Consider the following 18,177-nt stretch of genomic DNA (forward strand, 5'->3'; position numbering starts at 1 on the left):
TGGCGCTAGCCGCGGCCCGACGCCTCTGCGGAATCGGCCTGCGTCCGGCTGTCGCGGATCGACGTATAAACGAACGTCACGATGAACAGCGCGGTGAACAGCACCACGATGGTCGGCGCCGGGGCGCTATCGAGATAGAACGACAGCCAGACGCCGCCCAGCGAACAGCTCACGGCAAGCGCCACCGCCAGCAGCAGCGCGCTGATAAAGCGCCGCGTCAGCAGCAGCGCGATGGCGCCCGGGGCGATCAGCAGCGAAATCGACAGAATAATCCCCACCGCTTTCAGCGTTGCGACGATCGTCAGCGCAATCATGCACAGCAGCCCGTAGTGCAGCAGCCCACAGCGCAAACCGCTGGCCTTAGCCTGATGCGGGTCGAAGGCGTGCAGCAGAAAATCGCGCCACTTCAGCCCAATAATCAGCGCAATAGCCAGGGCGATCGTCGACGTTTGCGCGATATCGCTGGCGGAGATGCCCAGCATATCGCCGAACAGAATATGGTCGAGATGCACCTCGGACTGAATGGCGACGTACAGCACCAGCCCGGCGCCAAACATGCCGGAAAAGACGATCCCCATGATCGTATCGCGCTTGATGCGGCTATTGTCATCAAGATAGCCGGTGGCGATAGCGCAGAACAGCCCGGCAATAAAGGCGCCGATGGCGAAGGGAATGCCGACGATATACGCCACCACCACCCCGGGAAATACCGCGTGGCTCATGGCGTCGCCCATCAGCGCCCAGCCTTTCAGCACCAAAAACACCGACAGCAGGGCGCAGGGAACGGCAACGATCGCCGCCACCAGCATGGCGTTGATCATGAAAGAGAACTGGAACGGTTCGAGCAGAGCGGTCAGCATGAGGCCTCCCTGGCGCGACGGCGGCTGGCAAGCAGGCCGTGCTTTGGCGCGAAGACAAATGCCACCAAAAACAGCAGCGTTTGGGCCACCACGATGATGCCGCCGGTGGCGCCGTCCAGATAGTAGCTCAGCCAGGCGCCGAAGAAGCTGGTCAGGCTGCCGATGGCGACGGCAATCGCCAGCAGGCGCGGAAAGCGGTCGGTGAGCAGCCAGGCGGTGGCGCCGGGGGTGACCACCAGGCAAATCACCAAAAACGCGCCCACGGTCTGCAGCGCCGCTACGGTACAGGCCGCCAGCAGGGTGAAGAACAGCAGCTTGAGGCCGGTGGTGTTGAGGCCGATGGAGCGCGCGTGGCTTTCATCGAAAAAGGTGACCATCAGATCTTTCCACTTCAGCAGCAGGATGATTATCGAAATAAAGCCAATCGCCGCCAGCTGGATAATATCCTCCGGGGCAATCGCCAGAATATTGCCAAGGATGATGGTTTGAATATTGACCGAGGTTGGGTTGAGCGACACCATAAACAGCCCGATACCGAAGAAGGAGGAGAAAATCAGCCCGATAATGGCATCCTCCTTGAGCTTTGAGCGCTGGTTGAGAAACAGCATGCTGCCCGCCGCCAGCCCGCCGGAGAGAAAGGCGCCCAGCGCAAAGGGCAGGCCGAGCATATAGGCGCCCGCCACGCCGGGGACGATCGAGTGGGAAAGGGCGTCGCCAATCAGCGACCAGCCTTTAAGCATCAGGTAGCACGAGAGAAATGCGCACACGCCGCCGACCAGGGCGGAGACCCACATCGCGTTCAGCATATACTGATAGCCAAACGGCTCCATCAGCCAGCTCATCCTTCGCCTCCCGTTGCCCGGCGGCTGATAAACGGCCGCTCATCGTCGGTAATAATGCGATCCTCGCCGCCTTTGAGCACCACGTGGCGCAGCACGCCGCTAAAGGCAAGCTCCAGATTCTCGGCGGTAAAGGTGGTTGCGGTTGGGCCGCTCGCGAGGACGGTGCCTTTGACCATCACGGTGTAGTCGCAAAACTCGCTCACTGAGCCGAGGTTGTGGGTTGAGACCAGCATGGTGCAGCCCTCATCGCGCAGCTCCCGCAGCAGGGCGATGATCCGCGCTTCGGTCTGCACGTCAACGCCGGTAAAGGGTTCATCCAGCAGGATCACTTTGCCCTGCTGGGCGATGGCTCTGGCAAGGAACACGCGCTTCTTCTGGCCGCCGGAGAGTTCGCCGATCTGCCGATGGCGGTATTCGCTCATGCCTACGCGCGCCAGCGCCGCGTCAACGATCTCGTGGTCGCGGGGCTTTGCCCGCCGCAGCCAGCCCATATGGCCGTAGCGGCCCATCATCACCACGTCTTCCACCAGCACCGGGAACGACCAGTCGACCTCCTCGGACTGCGGGACGTAGGCCACGAGGTTTTGCCGCAGCGCGCGGTTGACCGGCTGGCCGAGGATCGCAATCTCGCCGCGCGCCAGGCGCACGAAGCCCATCAGTGCCTTAAACAGGGTTGATTTCCCCGAGCCGTTCACCCCAACCAGCGCGGCAATCGAACCCTGCGGGACGCTGAAGGAGGCATCCCGCAGTGCGGTATGGCCGTTGCGGTAGGTTACGCTGACCCTGTCGATGACCAGCCCCGCCGTCGCTGTGCTCATGACTGTTTCCTCAGGCCATCGTTGATGCCCTGGACGATGGTTTGCGTGGTTACCCGCAGCAGATCGAGATAGGTCGGCACCGGGCCATCGGCGGTGCTCAGGGAGTCAACGTAGAGCACGCCGCCGTAGTGGGCGCCCGCTTCACGTGCGACCTGGCGCGCCGGTTTATCGGAGATGGTGCTTTCGCTAAAGATGGTCGGGATGTGCTCTTTTTTCATGGTATCGATGGTTTTACGCACCTGCTGCGGCGTGCCCTGCTGGTCGGCGTTAATCGGCCAGAGGTAGCGCTCCTGCAGGCCGTTATCGCGGGCGAGATAGGAGAATGCGCCTTCGCTGGTGACCAGCCAGCGCTTATCCTCCGGCAGCTTCGCCAGCTTCGCTTTCAGCGGCGCCATGGTCTGGCGGATTTTTTCCTTGTAGGCCTCGGCGTTGCGGCGATAGACGTCGGCGTTGTCCGGATCGTATTTCGCCAGCGCGTCGCGGATGTTATCGACGTAGATTAGGGCGTTGTCCGCCGACATCCACGCGTGCGGGTTGGGCTTGCCGTTATAGGGGCCATCGCTGATGCCCATCGGCTGAATCCCGTTGCTGACCACCACTTCCGGCACGCCGTTTAAATGCTGGTAGAAGCGGGCGAACCACAGCTCGAGGTTCAGACCGTTGGCAAGAATAAGCTGCGCCCCCTGGGCGCGCTTGATATCGCCCGGCGTCGGCTGATACTCATGGATCTCGGCCCCCGGCTTAGTTATTGAGCTCACCTCGGCGGCATCGCCGGCCACGTTCTGCGCCATATCGGCGATCACCGTAAAGGTGGTGATGACCTTAAATTTCTCTTTCGCCTGCGCGGGGGCGACGGCGAGGATCGCCAAAGTGGCGGCAAACATCAGGTGTTTCAGCGGTGGCAGGTGCAGCATAGGATCCCTCACAACGTCGCGGTTAATTAATCATCATTTATAGCCTGTGCTATGTTATATAGCACAGGCTATTGATAAATGAAAATGATTATTATTTAGATGGCGAGCGAATAATGAGCGTGGGAACGATAGCGCGGCGGAGCAGATGAGCGGCGCAGGGAAAAAGAGAAAGAAAAGAGAAAGAGAAAAGAGAAAAGAGAAAAGAGAAGCAGCAAAAGCCGGGAGCGAGTCCGGCCACCGTGAGCGGCCGGGGGAGATCGTCAGGAGATATCGGCTACCGACTGGCGCGGGATCAGGCGGCCCGCCAGCGTACGGCCCTCGGCGCTAAACGCCGGGCGTTCGTCAATCAGGCTGCGGATCCGCTGAATACAGCTCTCCATCAGCTGCTCCAGCGGCCACGAGATGCAGGTCAGCGGCGGATTGAGCAGCGAAGCGAGCGGGGAGTCCTCGAGGCTGAGCAGCGACACCTCCTGCGGCACGGCGACGTTAAACTCGCGCAGCAGGCGCATGGCTTCCGCCGCGTAGCGATCGCGCTTGACGATAATGACCGAATACTTACTGAAGCTGTTAATCAGCGTCAGCAGCGCCTGCTCAACGTCATCGTTAGCCGCCAGCATCAGCTGACGGTTAAAGGGAATGGAGTAGTTTTGCAGCACGTTCCGGTAGCCTTCGAGCATTTGGCGGCTGGCGTCATCGTCGGCGTTATCGGTCAACAGCGCGATATTGCGATGGCCCTTGCCGATGACGTAGCGGCAGGCGCTTTCGGTGGCAAAGGCGTAGTCGTAGCCTTGGTTGTTGATCCCCGCCACGCTGAAGCGGTCGAAGGAGATAACGTTGCGCGGGGCGTCCGGCGAGACCGCGCCGAGCACCACCACCGCCACGCACTGGCGCTGAAGGTCGTCCACCACCGCGGCCTGTTCCACCCCGTCGGTGACGTACTGCACCAGCAGATTTTTGTTTAATCCCTTGAGGGCCTGCGACAGCTGGGGAAGCAGGCGCGCTCCGCTGCTCTCGTCGCGCGTTGGGATAACCAGGCCAACGTGATTTGATGTCTGACTGGCGAGGTTTTGCGCGGCAAAGCTCGGGCGATAGTTGAGCTCTTCAACGGCTCGCAGCACGGCTTCCCGGCTCTCCTCACGAACGCCACGGGTGCCGGTCAGCACGCGAGAAACCGTCGCTCTGGAGACATTCGCTAATCTTGAAACATCATCAATGGTTGGCATAGTCTTTTCTGTCTGGATATTTTCGCCTAGCTTAGCATACCTGCTGAAAAAAGTGTCTATCGCCACCGGCCTTCAGCGCCCGCCAGAACCGGGAGCCAGGCCGCGCCGCGCACGCCACTGGCGTCGCCGAAGCGGGCCTGTTTGAGCGCGGTATGGCAGCTATCGGAGAACAGATAGGGCACGATGGCGGGGGGCAGATCGCGATAAATTTGCCCGACGTTGGACAGGCCGCCGCCCAGTACGATCGTCTGCGGATCGAGGATGTTAATCACCGAGGCCAGGCTGCGGGCAAAGGCGTCGATAAAGTGCCGCCAGTGGGCGAGCGCCTGCGGATCGCCTTTTTGTGCGGCCTCAACTATCGCTTCCGCCTGCGCCTGCTCGCCGTATCGCCGGGAAAATCCGCTGCCGGAGATAAAGCTCTCAATGCAGTTTTGCTTCCCGCAGTAGCAGGCCTGAGCGGGGCCATCCCGCTGCGGCGTATAGCCCGGCAGCGGGTTGTGCCCCCACTCGCCGGCGATAGCGTTGGGCCCGCTTAGCAGCTGCTGATTGACGGCAATGCCGCCTCCGCAGCCGGTACCGATAATCACCCCAAAGACCGTCATAGATCCTGCGCCCGCGCCGTCTACCGCTTCGGAAAGGGTGAAGCAGTCGGCGTCGTTGGCGATCCACACCGGCTGGCCGAGCCGCTGCATTAGATCGCTGCGCAGATCGCGGCCGTTCAGCACCAGGCAGTTGCAGTTTTTGATCAAACCGCTCTGCGGGTCGATAGCGCCGGGCAGGCCGACCCCAATCGAAAACGGGCGCTCGCTCCAGTCACTCACGGTCTCGATCAGGCCGAGCAGCTGGTGGATGAACGCCTCGTAGCTTTCTTTATGCGTTGGGCGGCGCTGGCGATAGACGCACTCGCCCTGGGGGGTGAGCAGAACGGCTTCCATTTTGGTGCCGCCGATATCTAAACCAAGATGTAGCATAGTTGCCTCAATACGGGATGGCGTAGGCTGCCCGCAGCCCCGGCGCAGCGCGACCGGGGCTGCAGGCTAACGGTGCCGGGTAAACGCTACGCCTGCAGCGGCCGTGAGCGATAAACGGCGATCAGTTCGGCGATCAGCTCTTTCGCCAGAATTGAGGTCATCAGATGGTCCTGGGCGTGAACCATGACCAGCGTCATTTTGGTTTTGCCTTCGCCCTCGTCGGCCTCAATCAGCTGGGTCTGAACCAGATGCGCTTCGCGGGAAAAATGGGCCGCTTCTTTCATCTTTGCATCGGCAGCGTCAAAATCACCCTCTTTGGCGCAGCTCAACGCTTCGTAGCACAGGCTGCGCGACTGGCCGGCATTGATAATAATGCCCATGACCTGTTCTTCTAATTCCATGACTTACCTCTGAATAACCTAAATTATGCGGATTGCGTCGCGGTCTGCGACCCGGTTTCGGCGTTATGACTTTCCTGGCTCAGCAGCTGTTTTTCATAAGCGCGCAGGAACGGCAGGTACATCACCATCGCGGTTCCCATACAGATCAGGCACATGATCACCGGGCTAAAGCTCCAGTTTGCCGCCCAGGAGGCGCCAATAGGGGCCGGAGTGGTCCACGGCGTCATCGAGACCACGCGGCTCACCAGATCCAGCTTCAGCGCAAACCAGGCGAGGGTGGCGTTAATCATTGGAACCAGCACGAACGGCAGGAAGAACAGCGGGTTCATGATGATCGGCGCGCCGAACAGAATCGGTTCGTTGATGTTAAATACGCCCGGCACCACGCCCATCCGGCCAATGGTTCGCAGATGAACGGCCTTGCTGCGCAGCAGCATCAGCGCCAGCGGCAGGGTCGATCCCACGCCGCCGATCAGCAGATAGTGATCCCAGAAGCCCTGCACGTAGATGTGCGGAATGGCGGTGCCTGCGGCCATTGCCGCCTGGTTGATCGACAGGTTAGCCATCCAGAACGGGTTCATAATTCCGGTGACGATCAGCGCGCCGTGGATCCCGGCGAACCACAGGACCTGGCATACCAGCACCGAGATCAGGATCGCCGGCAGAGTATCGGAGGCCGCGACCAGCGGTTTCACCAGCGACATGATCGCTTCCGGAATGATCATCCCGAGCTGCGCTTCGATAAACAGGTTGAGCGGATGGAGGGTCAGCACTACTGCCAGCACCGGAATAAGGATTTCAAACGAACGCGCAACGCCCGCTGGCACCTCCGGCGGCAGGCGAATGGTCACGTTGTGGCGCTTGAGGAAGGCGTACAGCTCGGTAGAGTAAATGGCCACCAGAATAGCGGTAAAGATCCCCTGGCCGGAGAAATAGGCGGTGGAGATCTGCCCGTCTTTCAGCGGCGCGGCAACCAGCAGGAATGACATCAGCGACAGCATGCCGGCGGTCAACGAGTCCAGATTATGGTGCTTCGCCAGGCTTGCCGCGATGCCGACGGCAATAAACAGCGTCATGACCCCCATGCTGAAGTTAAACGGCAGCATCAGCGCTTCACGATGATCGAGGGAGAACTGCAGCCAGGCGCGGGCAAAGCCCCAGCTGGTGTCCGGAGAAAACGGCGGAAAGATAAAGACCAGCAGGAAGGAGCCGACGATCATAAAGGGCAGGGCGGTAATAAAGCCGTCGCGAATCGAGGTGACGTACTTTTGCTGGCCGATGGCGCCGGCCATCGGGGTAATTTTTTGCTCGATCACGGCGATCAGTTTGGCGTACAGAGAGCTCATCTTCTTTCCCTTAATGCTTGTTATCGATCAGAGCGAGCGCGAAATCGAGCACGGCACCGCCTTTCTGCATGCCGTAATCCATCATGTTGATGGGCTCCACGAGGATCCCGTAGCGGTCGGCCTGTTTTTGCAGATCTTTTTGCATGTATTTGACCTGCGGGCCCAGCAGTACGACCTGGTAGTGCGCAACCTGCTCGGCGAACTCCGCCACGCCGAAGGCCCTGATCTCAACCGCCAGGCCGCGTTTCTCCGCTTCGTCGAGCATTTTCTTCATCAGCAGGCTGGTGGACATCCCCGCAGAACAACACAACATTATCTTTTTCATATACGGCTCCCGATGGGTTAGATGTCCGGACTATAGTCATCGGGATACAAAACGGAAAGCGCTTTCCGTTTGTGGATTTATTAATTGTGACAACGATCACCTATGGCAGGCTTTTACTTTATGTGGTTGTGCGCCATCATCGCGGCGTAAATACACATCTCAAAAGGTAGCACTATGAACTTTCAGTTGATGAATGTTGCCGTCGACATCATCGAGCAGCGGCTGGCGCCGCTGGCCAACGTTCTGACGCGCAATAACCACATTACGGCGATGCGCGATAGCTTCGCGCTGGCCATGCCGTTTGTGATTGTTGGTAGTTTGCTGGTACCCATTTTGTTTCCGCCCGTTTCCATTAACGGCGCATCGGCGTTTGGCCAGTTTTACCTGCAGCTGCGGCCGATCTTGCTGCCGACGTTTGAGCTGACCATTGGTCTGGTGGCGCTGATCGTGGCCTTCGGCGCCAGCGCCAGCCTTGCCAAGCAGTATCGCCTGCCGGAACGGCTGTGTGGCCTGACCGGCTGCCTGGCCTTCCTGCTGTTTATCGGCTTTCGCGATAACGGCGCAACCAATATCTTCCTCGGCGGGATGGGGATATTCACTGCGCTTATTTCAAGCGTCTATTCAATTGAAATAATTCGTTTTTTCTACAAAAAAGGCTGGTGCATCCGGCTGCCGGAAGAGGTCCCGTTGATGACCCGCAACGGTTTTCAGCTGCTGATACCGCTGCTGGTGGTGATGCTCTCCATTAGCATCATCAACGCCGTCCTGCTGCAAACCAGCGGGAGAATATTGCCGGAGCTCATCAGCGAAGCGGTACGGCCGCTGGTTATCGCGTCTGATACCCTGACGGCGGTACTTATCTCTTTATTTATCTGTAACTTACTTTGGTTTGTCGGCATTCACGGCGCCCTGATTATTACCGGCATCATGAATCCCTTCTGGATGACCTATCTCTTTGAAAACCAGCAGGCCCTGGCCTCAGGCGCCGCGACGCTGCCGCATATCTATCTCCAGGGATTCTGGGATTTCTACCTGCTGATTGGCGGCATTGGTTCCACCTTGCCGCTGGTATTTATGGCGATGCGCAGCCGCTCCCGGCAGCTGAAAAGCGTAGGAAAAATCGGCCTGCTGCCGTCACTGTTTAACATCAATGAGCCGATACTGTTCGGCTTTCCGATCATTATGAACCCGGTATTCCTGCTGCCGTTTATTTTCGTGCCGCTGATAAATGCCTGTATCGCATGGTATTTAACGCACCTTGGCATCCTCGATCGCGCGGTGGCGATGCTGCCCTGGTCGATGCCGTCGCCGCTCGGCGCGGCGTGGTCGGCGAACGGCAGCTGGAAAAATCTGTGCATGAGCCTGTTCGCCATTTTCAACTCGTGGATGCTGTACCGTCCCTTCTTCAAGGTCTACGAGCGCCAGCTCGCCGACGCTGAACGCTAGCCCGTTCCCGCAATGAAAAAAGCCCGCGAATGGACTGCACCCCAAAAGTTGGACACCCAACTGAGTAAGGTGCAGTTTTTTATGTTGAAGCTATTTATGTGACGAGAGTCACGAATTCTCGCTGGTTATAATCAATTTTGTGAACTAATCCGGCAATTACGGAAAGCGCTTTCCGTTTGTGGATGTACATTTCCGTTTTTGAGACGTAAATTTCCTGACGTTCCAGACCCTGTTAATAAAAAATAACGAACGAAGGAAAAAAATAATGATAAGGCTTAACCAATCAATACCTCTGTCTTTGCTCGCTTTGGCGGTAATGAGCGACTGCGCCAGCGCCGATCCGCAGTATGATTTTGCGCTGCACGGCTATATCCGATCCGGTATTCTTGCCAACTCTGACGGCAACCGCGCCGACTCCGTCGGCCTGATGCCGGACGGGAAATGGCGCCTCGGCAACGAAGAGGACACCAAGATCGAGCTGATCCCCACCGTAACGCTGAAGTCTGACTCCGGCGCGGTGGCGCGGATCCAGGCCAATATTACCCACCAGTCGAAATGCACCTCTGACTGGAACTGTCAGGATGACGACGGCCACGATGTGCAGTTCCGTGAAGGCTTTGCCGAGCTGTCGAATCTTGATTTCGCGCCGGAGATGACCTTCTGGGGCGGTAAGCGCTACAGCAGCTCCAACACCTCCAGCCACCAGTTCGACTGGGAGTACATTCAGTACAACGGCACCGGCGGCGGCTTCGATAACATGGATCTGGGCTTCGCCCGCTTCGATGCCGGGGTCTACGCTTTCTCCCCAACCGATGAAACCAAAGCCTACCCGGTCGATAAGGGCGATCAGGGCTATCCGGACGACTACTCCCTCAACCTGTGGTTTAAAAAGATTGCCGGTACCGGCCTCGACCTGGAGCTTATCGGCCACCATATGAACCGCAATGAGAACCACCCGACGGCGGCCGAAAAAGGCTACGGTATTACCGGCGTCTATAACTTCGATGGTTTCTACGGCCTGACCGGCGGCTACTCGCGGGTGGTCTTCCAGTACGGACGCGGCCTCGCGGCGGGCGATTCGCTGGGGAAAAACGGCTGGGGATGGGCCAACCTCGAAGATACCCAGTCCTGGCGCGTGGTGCTGGATAACCTTGCCTCGATGGGGGACTGGGAGGTTTCCACCTTTGCCTACTACCAGAAGGATAAGAACTACCGGTGGTGGACTGACGATGCGAACGGTTGGGGCCGTTCAAGCTGGGTCGCCGGGATCCGCCCGTATCAGCAAATTACCAAAAACTTCGCTATGCAGTACGAGCTGGGCTACGAATATCTCGATGATAGCAACTACAAAGGGGTTGATGGCAAAGGAAAAGGTGGCCTGACCAAAGTCACTATCGCCCCGACGTTAACCTTTGATTCCGGCTACTGGACCCGACCGCAGCTGCGCTTTTTTGTCACCTACGCGAAATGGGATAAAGGCGTCTCCGACGCCCTCGACGGAAACTATGACTGGAGCACCAATACCATTTCTGCCGGCGGCTATTCGCGCAGCGGTGACACCGACACGCTGAATTTTGGCGTCCAGGCCGAAGTGTGGTTCTAAGGAGCGAAACGATGATTTATCCCGTGAAAAAGGTCGTGCTGATAGCGCTGCTGTCGGCCCTGGGAAGCGCCGGGGCCATGGCGGCAGAACGCTCACACTTCGAGAACTTTATTACCCGCGATGGCGCGATGCTGAAGGATGGCGACAGGGTTTTCCGCTTTGCCGGAATTCATGCACCGGAGCTACACCGCATTGAGGACGATGCCCGCGGCCCGTGCCAGGCCGATACCCGCGGCTGGGGGCAGTATTTCAGATGGCCGACTGCCGACGAGCAGGAGAACTGGATCAGGGCGATGGTGCAGACCGGCGCGAAAGCGCAGCGCGTGTACGTCCTCTCCGTTCAACAGGAGTTTGATAAAGCCTGCGGGCGCGAAACGCATATCCTGGCGCCGGCAACCGCGGACGGCATGCCGCGCCTGAACGAAAAGGCGATGCGGGTTTACGACAATATGATTGCCGAAGCGGACAAGCAGGGGCTGCGCCTGATCCTGCCTTTTATCGATCACTGGTGGTGGTGGGGCGGCCGCGAGCAGCTGGCGGCGTTTTATCATGAAAAGCCGGCAGATTTTTATCGCACCGACAGTCAAACCTACCGGGCCTATCTCGACGTGATCCGTCAGGTGATCACGCGGACCAACAGCGTGACCGGCCGCGCCTACTATGACGAAAAGGCCATTATGGCCTGGGAAACCGGTAACGAACTGGAGGATACCAACGCGGCGTTCCTGCAGCAGACCGCCGCGTGGATCAAAAAGTGGGCGCCGCATCAGCTGGTCGTTGACGGCACCTATAAGAAAATCAACGACTTTGCTCTAAACGATCCCAACGTCGATATCGTCAGCAACCATTACTACACCAACGCCGAGAACAACCATCCTGAGCAGGTGAAGAAGGACCTGCGGTCGGCTGGCGGCAAAAAAGCGTACATGGTCGGCGAGTTCGGCCTGCTGGATGCGCAGCAGCTCAACGCCATTATGCAGTCGATTGTCCACAGCGAGGTCGACGGCTCGCGAGCGGCGGGCGGGCTGATCTGGGGCTTCCGCGGCCATCGTCATGACGGCGGCTTCTACTGGCATAAAGAGTCAACCGGCCACTATAGCTACCATCTGCCGGGCTTCCCGGTGGAGGGAAAATCCAACCAGGAGATGGAGGTGGTGAACCTGGTGCGTACCGCCTCGGCGCAGATGGCCGGGCAGGAGAGCGCGCCGCCGCTGCCGAAGCCGGACGCACCGAAGCTGCGGGAGACGGAGTCGCCGTTTGCCATCAACTGGATGGGGGCGGCGGTGGGACGCGCTTATGACGTGGAGCGCGCCTGGTCGGCAAAAGGACCGTGGAAGGTGGTGGGGAGCGATATTTCCGATGGCGTGAACGAGTGGGATCCATTAACCATGAATCTGTTCCGCGATAGCTATCGCACTTTGCAGCTGGGTCATACCTACTTTTATCGAGTGGTGGCTAAAAATGAGAGCGGGACCTCAGCCCCCTCCAACGTGATTAGCGTTAAGCACACTCAGGAGAATCAGCCGCCGGTGGTGGATCTGCCCGAGGCCTTAACCACCACCCAGGACCGGGGGCTGCTGCTTGCCGGCAGCTGGCGCGATGACGCCCTTCCGGACGATAGCGTCAAGGTCAGCTGGAGCAGCGGCGGCAACGAGCAGGCCCATTTCTGCGCCAGCGATAGGGCGGAAACCCGCGCCTGGTTCAGCGCCCCCGGCGAGTACGCCCTGACCCTGACCGCCGACGACGGCCTGCTTAAAAGCCGTAAAACCGTCAGGGTAACGGTAGCGCAAGCCGCGGGCAAAGCGCCCGCCGACTACTGCCGTTTTACAGGCGCAACCTTTGACGTCAGCCGGGGCAAGATTGCGGCGGCCAAAAGCGAGAAAGATGCGCTGACGACCGGCGCCGACGGCTTCCTCGGGCCCTTTGCCAACGATGGCGACAGGGTGAGCTGGCAGGTGCCGGCGCCGTGGAGCGGCAAGTATCAGCTGCGGGTGACCTTTAACGGCAAATGGGGCGGTAAGAAAAACTCGTTTATCGTTAACGGCGGCGTGCCGATAGCGGTCGAATTCCCGGCAACCGATGAGCAGGGCCAGCAGCTGCAGGTGCCGGTGGAGCTGAAAGCCGGCGACAACCGCATCGACTTTGGCAAATTCGCCGGCGACTGGGGATATATGTTTATCAAATCGATCGAAGTGATTGCAGAGTAGTACCTATTGGCTGCGCCTGTTGCGCGCAGCCTTTTTTTAACTTACAGGAGGCGTTATGACCCGGTATCAGTTTCCGGACGGTTTTTTTTGGGGCGCGGCGGCATCCGGTCCGCAAACGGAAGGCGTAACCGACAAGCCGCATCGTTCCATCTGGGACAGCTGGTTTGCCGCTCAGCCGGAGCGTTTTTATCAGCAGGTGGGCCCGCAGGTCGTCTGCGATACCTACCGCCAGTATCCGCAGGACGTGGCGTTGATGAAGCAGACGGGCTTCAACTCCTTTCGCACCTCGATTCAGTGGTCGCGGCTGATCGCCGATTTTGAAACCGGCGCCCCCGACGCGGCGGCGGTGCGTTTCTATAACGACTACCTTGATGAGATGATCGAGAGCGGCATCGAGCCGATGATCAACCTCTACCACTTCGATATGCCGGAAGCGCTACAGGAGCAGTATGGCGGTTTTGAATCGGCCCATGTCGCCGAGCTTTTCGCCCGCTTTGCCCGCACCGCGTTCGAGCTGTTCGGCCATAAGGTGAAGTATTGGATAACCTTCAACGAGCCGATTGTCCCGGTGGAGGGTGGCTATCTGTACGATTTCCACTACCCGTGTAAAAAGGACGGCAGGCTGGCGGCGCAGGTGGCGTTTAACATCATGCTGGCCCACGCGAAGGCGGTGGGCGCGTTCCGTGAGCTGGCGCTTGAGAGTCAGATCGGCGTGGTGCTGAACCTGACGCCCTCCTATACCCGCAGCGACAGCGCGGAGGATAAAAAAGCCGCCTGGTATGCGGATCTGTTCTTTAACCGCAGCTTCCTCGATCCGCTGGTTAAGCACCAGTTTCCTAAGGAGCTGTGCGAAATTCTTGCCGTACACGGCTGCCTGCCGGAAATCGCAAAAGGGGATGCCGAGCTGATAACCTCCTCGCGCATCGATTTTCTCGGCGTCAACTACTACGTTCCTCGCCGGGTCCAGGCGCGTGAGAGCGACTACACGCTGGACTATTTTACCCCCGAGTTTTACTTCGAAAACTACGTTAATCCGCAGGGGCGCTTTAACCCCTACCGCGACAATAACGAAATTCTGCCGCAGGCGATTTACGATATTGCCCTTAATATCCGCGACAATTACCGCAATATCCCGTGGTATCTCGCTGAAATCGGCATTGCTATGGATCTGCAGTCCGAAGGGGAGCCGGGGGAGGATGGGGTGATTGATGACGCGTTTCGTATCAACCTGATGGAGGAGCATCTGGTTGAGCTGCATCGGGCCATCGCCGACGGCTCCAGCTGCTTTGGCGTGCATCAATGGACCTTTATCGATAACTGGTCGTGGATTAACGCCTTCAAGCGGCGCTACGGTTTCTGGCGGCTCAATCTGCAAACCGGCGAGCGGCAGATCAAGCGCAACGCGCTGTGGTTTGCCGAGCTGGCCGCCGGTAACGGATTTACGGTCGAAAAATAGCCCTGCGCACAGGCCCCGGATTGCGGCAACGCCCTCTCCGGGGTGTGGTCAGAAAGGGGCTACTTTTTTACCCCCGGCAGCGAGGCTATCCAGTTCATCGCCAACTGGGGCCATTCGGCGGCGGGCAGTCCCCGGGCTCCGCGAATCCCGAAGCCGTGCTTGCCCTCGGCGAACAGATGCAGCTCCGTCGGCACCCGCTGGGCGCGCAGCGCGTTAAACATCTCCAGCGAGTTATCTACCGGCACGGAGGGGTCGTCCACCGCGTGCAGGATAAAGGTCGGCGGCGTCTCCGGGGTGACGTTCTGCTCCGGCGAATAGCGGCGCAGCCGTTCCTCCGTCGGTTCCTCGCCAATCAGCGCCCGGCGCGAGCCGGGGTGGGCAATCGTGGGATCCATGGAGATCACCGGATAGCCGAGCACCACGAAGTCCGGGCGCGCGCTCTGCCCGTCGATAGCATCCACGGCGGTATATACCGGCTCGTCATAGCGGGTCTCCAGGCTGGCCGCGACGTGGCCGCCGGCGGAAAAGCCCATGACGCCAATTTTGTGCGGGTCGATGTGCCAGTCGGCGGCACGCGCCCGCAGGAGACGCAGCGCGCGCTGGGCATCGGCCAGCGGCGCGTCGCTGCCCTCCGCGTGGCCATCTGCCGGCATCCGATAGGTCATCACAAACAGGGTGTAGCCCTCGGCGTTGAAAACGGGGGCGAGGTCGCTGCCCTCTTTATCCAGCACCACCCGCTGATAGGAGCCGCCGGGGGTGACCAGCAGCGCAATGCCGTTGGGTTTTTCCGCCGCATAGACGGTAATTTCCGGCGCCCGAATTCCCGTGACGGCGCGGTCGGGCAGCGCCGGGTCCTGGCTGCGATCGACGAGGGAGTAGCGGGCAGGGCTGTTTTTGGCGCCGGGGGCTTCGCCGTCGGGCCAAACCGTCAGCGTCGGCAGCGCGGCCAGTGCCGCCTGAGAAGATAAAAGCAGCGCGACGGCCGCCGCTGTGGGTAAACGCGTCATGAGCATCTCCGTTATGGAAAATGCTTATTTATCATTGATTAGCGGCGGTTAACGCGAGTTTCCTCACAGAACGCCGTTTCACTTAAAGTGAAATGAAACGGCGTTTCTGATCTGACCTAAGCGCGAGTGGCGATCAGAATCGCCGAGGCCTTGATCAGTGCGATGACGCGGCTGCCCTGGGCGAGCTGCATCTCCTGCTGGCTTTCGTTGGTGACAACCGCGACAACCTCAAAACCGGCATCGGTTTGAATATGTACGGTGTCGTTGACCGCGCCTTCCGTTACGCGGGTCACGCTGCCGGCAAACTGGTTGCGTGCGGAGAACTTCAGGCCACAATCCTCGGTCGCGAGGGTGACCCACGGCGCTTTAATCAGCGCAATGGCCTCCTTTCCTGCGACCAGGCCCAGCGCCTCCCTGCTGCTGTGGGTAACAATAGCCACCAGCTTTGCGCCGCCCGCGAGGGTTAATTCAACCTCATCGTTAACTGCGCCCGTGGCTACCGCGCTCACCGTGCCGGTGAGCTGATTACGTGCTGATACCGTCATAGAATCTCCTTGTGTAGCTGGTTGAGTGCTTATTGAATCTATACCAGTTCATCTTTGGTGATGCCCAATCTTTTCATTCGCGACAGCAGGGTGGTGCGCTTTAAGCCCAGCCGCTGGGCGGCGCCTTTGGGGCCGGCAACCACGCCGTTGCTCTCTTTCAGCACCCGCACGATGAGCTGATACTCGTCTTCGCCCTCCTGCGGCAGAATTTCTGCCGCCATCGGCTCCGGCTCGATGTTCAGCTCGGGCATCGACAGCTGCAGCACGCTGCCGCGGGTCAGCAGCACCGCGCGCTCAATGACGTTTTCCAGCTCGCGGACGTTACCCGGCCACTCCATGCGGCTCAGGGTGCGCAGGGTTTCCGCCGGAATACTGTCGATATTGCGCCCCAGACGGCGGGCAATCTTAAAGGTGAAGGCTTTGACCAGCAGCGGGATATCGTCCGGACGCTCGCGCAGCGGCGGAAGATGGATCGGGAAAACGTTGAGCCGGTAGTAGAGATCGCTGCGGAATTCGCGATCGGCGACCATCTGCTTGAGATCGCGGTTGGTCGCGGCGATCAGCCGCACGTCGGTGCGGATCAGCTTATTGCTGCCGAGGCGCTCAAACTCCTGCTCCTGCAGCACGCGCAGCAGCTTCGGCTGGAGCTCGACCGGCATATCGCCGACCTCATCGAGAAACAGAGAGCTTTTGTCCGCCAGCTCAAAGCGACCGATGCGCTGGGCGCTGGCGCCGGTAAAGGCCCCGCGCTCGTGGCCAAACAGGTCGCTCTCCAGCAGCCCGGCGGGCATCGCCGCGCAGTTCATTTTCACCATCCGCCGGGCGTTGCGGTCGCTGAGGTTATGGATCGCGCGGGCAATCAGCTCTTTACCGGTGCCGGTTTCGCCGAGGATCAGCACGGTGCTGTCGCTGTGCGCCACCATTTCGACCTGCTTGAGCACGCTGTGCATCGCTTCGCTGCGGCCGATTATCTCGCCAAACTCGCTCTCGACGTTGTTGAGCTGTTCGGTCAGCGCGAGGTTCTCATCCACCAGCCGCTCTTTCAGGCGCTGGATCTCGCGGTACGCCAGCGCGTTATCGACGGCGATCGACACGCGCTCGGCGATCTGGCGCAGCAGCTTAAGGTTGGTGGTGGTGAAGACCTTCTCATCGCACTGCGCCAGCTTCAGTACCCCAAGCAGGGTATTGCCGGACATCAGCGGCAGCAGGCACAGGGTCTGAATCTGGTTATCCCACATCTCGAAGAGCATTTTTTCGTACGGCGCCAGGGAGTCGTGCTCGTGCAGATTGAGCAGCAGCATCTCTTTGCTTTTGAACACCCGCTCGGTCAGCGTCCCGGCCTCGTTGACCTCGCTTTGGTCGTGCACCGGATGGCTGGCGTCGAGGTAGTGGGTCGAGTAGATATTCAGCTTGCCTTTGCGGCCGCTGCGCAGCACCACGCTGATGGCGTCGATGCGGAAATAGCGGTGGATCTCTTTGGCGACCTCGCTGACCAGCTCGTCGATATCCAGCCGGGAGAGCACGGCGTTGGTGATGGCAACCAGAATGCGAAAGTTATCGCGCTCGTGGCACAGCAGATCGTAATCAACGTTATTGCTGACCCGACTCTGGATCTGCTCGGTGACCACGGCGACGATCTGCGTGAAGGTGTGCAGGCGCTGATACTCTTTTTCCGTCCACGGACGGGCATCGTTGCGGATAAATTCGCAGCCGCCGAAGATGCGGCCCTCTGCCGCCAGCGGCAGCAGGCAGTAATGGCCGAACGACGGGTAGAGGCCGCTATTGGCCAGCTGCGGCCAGGCTTCGACAAAGGTGGCGCGGTCGCAGTGCAGCGCGTCGGGGCGCGAGAGCAGGCGCCGTACCGGCCCGTGGGCCAGCACGGTCTCATCTTCGTAGCTCACCGGCAGGCCTGCTTCGTCGCAGGAGTATCTGGCTGCGCGGTGGTTGCCGGCGTTCCAGAGAAGAATAGCGGCGCGATCCGCCAGCGCGGACTGTCTGACCAGACGTGTCAGCGTTTCGCTCAGCGCGGCCAGATCGGGCTGCTGTAATAAAACACGGGTGATGTCGAACAGACCCTGCTGCCCGAAATCGCCCAACGGTGTATACGACATTGCTTACGTCCAAAAAGCACCGGCAAAGCGGTGCATAAGAAAGTGATGACACAAATATGCCCGTCATACTTCAAGTTGCATTTGCGTTGGTTGCGTTCAGTC

At 59.5% G+C, this 18,177-nt stretch carries 16 protein-coding genes; 4 read left to right on the top strand and 12 right to left on the bottom strand.

The window, feature by feature from the left end; genetic code table 11:
- Positions 1-5 precede the first annotated feature (5 nt).
- The 9 genes from sitD to GVK32_RS04705 all read right to left on the bottom strand — a co-directional run bounded on the left by sitD (position 6) and on the right by GVK32_RS04705 (position 7,700).
- Positions 6-860 carry an iron/manganese ABC transporter permease subunit SitD gene (gene sitD / locus GVK32_RS04665; RefSeq protein WP_115192039.1) on the bottom strand — a complete coding sequence of 285 codons (855 nt, stop codon included), beginning with the start codon at positions 858-860 and terminating at the stop codon, positions 6-8.
- Positions 854-1,702 (bottom strand): iron/manganese ABC transporter permease subunit SitC, encoded by an 849-nt coding sequence (sitC, locus tag GVK32_RS04670; protein ID WP_041146920.1) that lies wholly within the window; start codon positions 1,700-1,702, stop codon positions 854-856. Before sitC ends, sitD begins: the two co-directional genes overlap by 7 nt.
- Entirely contained in the window at positions 1,699-2,520 is an 822-nt protein-coding gene (locus tag GVK32_RS04675; RefSeq protein WP_159865675.1) for a manganese/iron ABC transporter ATP-binding protein, read from the bottom strand. The genes sitC and GVK32_RS04675 overlap by 4 nt, the downstream gene beginning before the upstream one ends.
- Positions 2,517-3,434, bottom strand: coding sequence for a metal ABC transporter substrate-binding protein (locus tag GVK32_RS04680; RefSeq protein ID WP_159865678.1), 918 nt, complete (start codon positions 3,432-3,434; stop codon positions 2,517-2,519). Before GVK32_RS04680 ends, GVK32_RS04675 begins: the two co-directional genes overlap by 4 nt.
- 260 nt (positions 3,435-3,694) lie before the next feature.
- Entirely contained in the window at positions 3,695-4,657 is a 963-nt protein-coding gene (locus tag GVK32_RS04685) for a LacI family DNA-binding transcriptional regulator (protein WP_159865681.1), read from the bottom strand.
- Between the two features lie 56 nt (positions 4,658-4,713).
- Complete coding sequence (locus GVK32_RS04690) at positions 4,714-5,628, bottom strand: ROK family protein (protein ID WP_159865684.1); 915 nt, start codon at positions 5,626-5,628, stop codon at positions 4,714-4,716.
- An 86-nt stretch (positions 5,629-5,714) separates the two neighbouring features.
- A complete protein-coding gene (locus tag GVK32_RS04695; RefSeq protein WP_041146915.1) occupies positions 5,715-6,029 on the bottom strand; it encodes a PTS lactose/cellobiose transporter subunit IIA in 315 nt (104 codons plus the stop codon).
- 23 nt (positions 6,030-6,052) lie between these two features.
- Positions 6,053-7,375 carry a PTS sugar transporter subunit IIC gene (locus GVK32_RS04700; RefSeq protein ID WP_041146914.1) on the bottom strand — a complete coding sequence of 441 codons (1,323 nt, stop codon included), beginning with the start codon at positions 7,373-7,375 and terminating at the stop codon, positions 6,053-6,055.
- 10 nt (positions 7,376-7,385) lie between these two features.
- Positions 7,386-7,700 (bottom strand): PTS sugar transporter subunit IIB, encoded by a 315-nt coding sequence (locus GVK32_RS04705; protein WP_159865687.1) that lies wholly within the window; start codon positions 7,698-7,700, stop codon positions 7,386-7,388.
- 174 nt (positions 7,701-7,874) lie between these two features.
- Here GVK32_RS04705 and GVK32_RS04710 point away from each other — a divergent pair, with 174 nt between their 5' ends.
- The 4 genes from GVK32_RS04710 to GVK32_RS04725 all read left to right on the top strand — a co-directional run bounded on the left by GVK32_RS04710 (position 7,875) and on the right by GVK32_RS04725 (position 14,412).
- Complete coding sequence (locus GVK32_RS04710; protein ID WP_123708590.1) at positions 7,875-9,146, top strand: PTS sugar transporter subunit IIC; 1,272 nt, start codon at positions 7,875-7,877, stop codon at positions 9,144-9,146.
- 265 nt (positions 9,147-9,411) lie between these two features.
- Positions 9,412-10,749: a carbohydrate porin gene (locus GVK32_RS04715; protein ID WP_132513087.1), complete on the top strand. Its 1,338-nt coding sequence runs from the start codon at positions 9,412-9,414 to the stop codon at positions 10,747-10,749.
- 11 nt (positions 10,750-10,760) lie between these two features.
- A complete protein-coding gene (locus tag GVK32_RS04720) occupies positions 10,761-12,956 on the top strand; it encodes a CBM35 domain-containing protein (RefSeq protein WP_159865690.1) in 2,196 nt (731 codons plus the stop codon).
- A gap of 55 nt (positions 12,957-13,011) precedes the next feature.
- Positions 13,012-14,412 carry a glycoside hydrolase family 1 protein gene (locus GVK32_RS04725; RefSeq protein ID WP_123708587.1) on the top strand — a complete coding sequence of 467 codons (1,401 nt, stop codon included), beginning with the start codon at positions 13,012-13,014 and terminating at the stop codon, positions 14,410-14,412.
- 59 nt (positions 14,413-14,471) lie between these two features.
- On the opposite strand, the gene GVK32_RS04730 is transcribed toward GVK32_RS04725, so the two are convergent.
- The 3 genes from GVK32_RS04730 to flhA all read right to left on the bottom strand — a co-directional run bounded on the left by GVK32_RS04730 (position 14,472) and on the right by flhA (position 18,075).
- The gene (locus tag GVK32_RS04730) at positions 14,472-15,419 is read right to left on the bottom strand and encodes an alpha/beta hydrolase (RefSeq protein WP_159865693.1); all 948 of its coding nucleotides are present in this window, start codon (positions 15,417-15,419) and stop codon (positions 14,472-14,474) included.
- Positions 15,420-15,535: 116 nt separating this feature from the next.
- On the bottom strand, positions 15,536-15,964 hold the full coding sequence (locus GVK32_RS04735; protein ID WP_159865696.1) for a molybdopterin-binding protein: 429 nt from the start codon (positions 15,962-15,964) through the stop codon (positions 15,536-15,538).
- A gap of 38 nt (positions 15,965-16,002) precedes the next feature.
- Positions 16,003-18,075, bottom strand: a complete 2,073-nt coding sequence (gene flhA / locus GVK32_RS04740) for a formate hydrogenlyase transcriptional activator FlhA (protein WP_159865699.1) — start codon at positions 18,073-18,075, stop codon at positions 16,003-16,005.
- Positions 18,076-18,177: the final 102 nt, after the last annotated feature.

This window comes from Klebsiella sp. 18074, assembly GCF_902705905.1.
Taxonomy (GTDB): Bacteria; Pseudomonadota; Gammaproteobacteria; order Enterobacterales; family Enterobacteriaceae; genus Klebsiella; species Klebsiella terrigena.

What these genes read in the sequence shown, in the direction of transcription:
- sitD (WP_115192039.1), bottom strand. Translation starts at nt 860, where the DNA reads ATGCTGACCGCTCTGCTCGAACCGTTCCAGTTCTCTTTCATGATCAAC.
- sitC (WP_041146920.1), bottom strand. Translation starts at nt 1,702, where the DNA reads ATGAGCTGGCTGATGGAGCCGTTTGGCTATCAGTATATGCTGAACGCG.
- GVK32_RS04675 (WP_159865675.1), bottom strand. Translation starts at nt 2,520, where the DNA reads ATGAGCACAGCGACGGCGGGGCTGGTCATCGACAGGGTCAGCGTAACC.
- GVK32_RS04680 (WP_159865678.1), bottom strand. Translation starts at nt 3,434, where the DNA reads ATGCTGCACCTGCCACCGCTGAAACACCTGATGTTTGCCGCCACTTTG.
- GVK32_RS04685 (WP_159865681.1), bottom strand. Translation starts at nt 4,657, where the DNA reads ATGCCAACCATTGATGATGTTTCAAGATTAGCGAATGTCTCCAGAGCG.
- GVK32_RS04690 (WP_159865684.1), bottom strand. Translation starts at nt 5,628, where the DNA reads ATGCTACATCTTGGTTTAGATATCGGCGGCACCAAAATGGAAGCCGTT.
- GVK32_RS04695 (WP_041146915.1), bottom strand. Translation starts at nt 6,029, where the DNA reads ATGGAATTAGAAGAACAGGTCATGGGCATTATTATCAATGCCGGCCAG.
- GVK32_RS04700 (WP_041146914.1), bottom strand. Translation starts at nt 7,375, where the DNA reads ATGAGCTCTCTGTACGCCAAACTGATCGCCGTGATCGAGCAAAAAATT.
- GVK32_RS04705 (WP_159865687.1), bottom strand. Translation starts at nt 7,700, where the DNA reads ATGAAAAAGATAATGTTGTGTTGTTCTGCGGGGATGTCCACCAGCCTG.
- GVK32_RS04710 (WP_123708590.1), top strand. Translation starts at nt 7,875, where the DNA reads ATGAACTTTCAGTTGATGAATGTTGCCGTCGACATCATCGAGCAGCGG.
- GVK32_RS04715 (WP_132513087.1), top strand. Translation starts at nt 9,412, where the DNA reads ATGATAAGGCTTAACCAATCAATACCTCTGTCTTTGCTCGCTTTGGCG.
- GVK32_RS04720 (WP_159865690.1), top strand. Translation starts at nt 10,761, where the DNA reads ATGATTTATCCCGTGAAAAAGGTCGTGCTGATAGCGCTGCTGTCGGCC.
- GVK32_RS04725 (WP_123708587.1), top strand. Translation starts at nt 13,012, where the DNA reads ATGACCCGGTATCAGTTTCCGGACGGTTTTTTTTGGGGCGCGGCGGCA.
- GVK32_RS04730 (WP_159865693.1), bottom strand. Translation starts at nt 15,419, where the DNA reads ATGACGCGTTTACCCACAGCGGCGGCCGTCGCGCTGCTTTTATCTTCT.
- GVK32_RS04735 (WP_159865696.1), bottom strand. Translation starts at nt 15,964, where the DNA reads ATGACGGTATCAGCACGTAATCAGCTCACCGGCACGGTGAGCGCGGTA.
- flhA (WP_159865699.1), bottom strand. Translation starts at nt 18,075, where the DNA reads ATGTCGTATACACCGTTGGGCGATTTCGGGCAGCAGGGTCTGTTCGAC.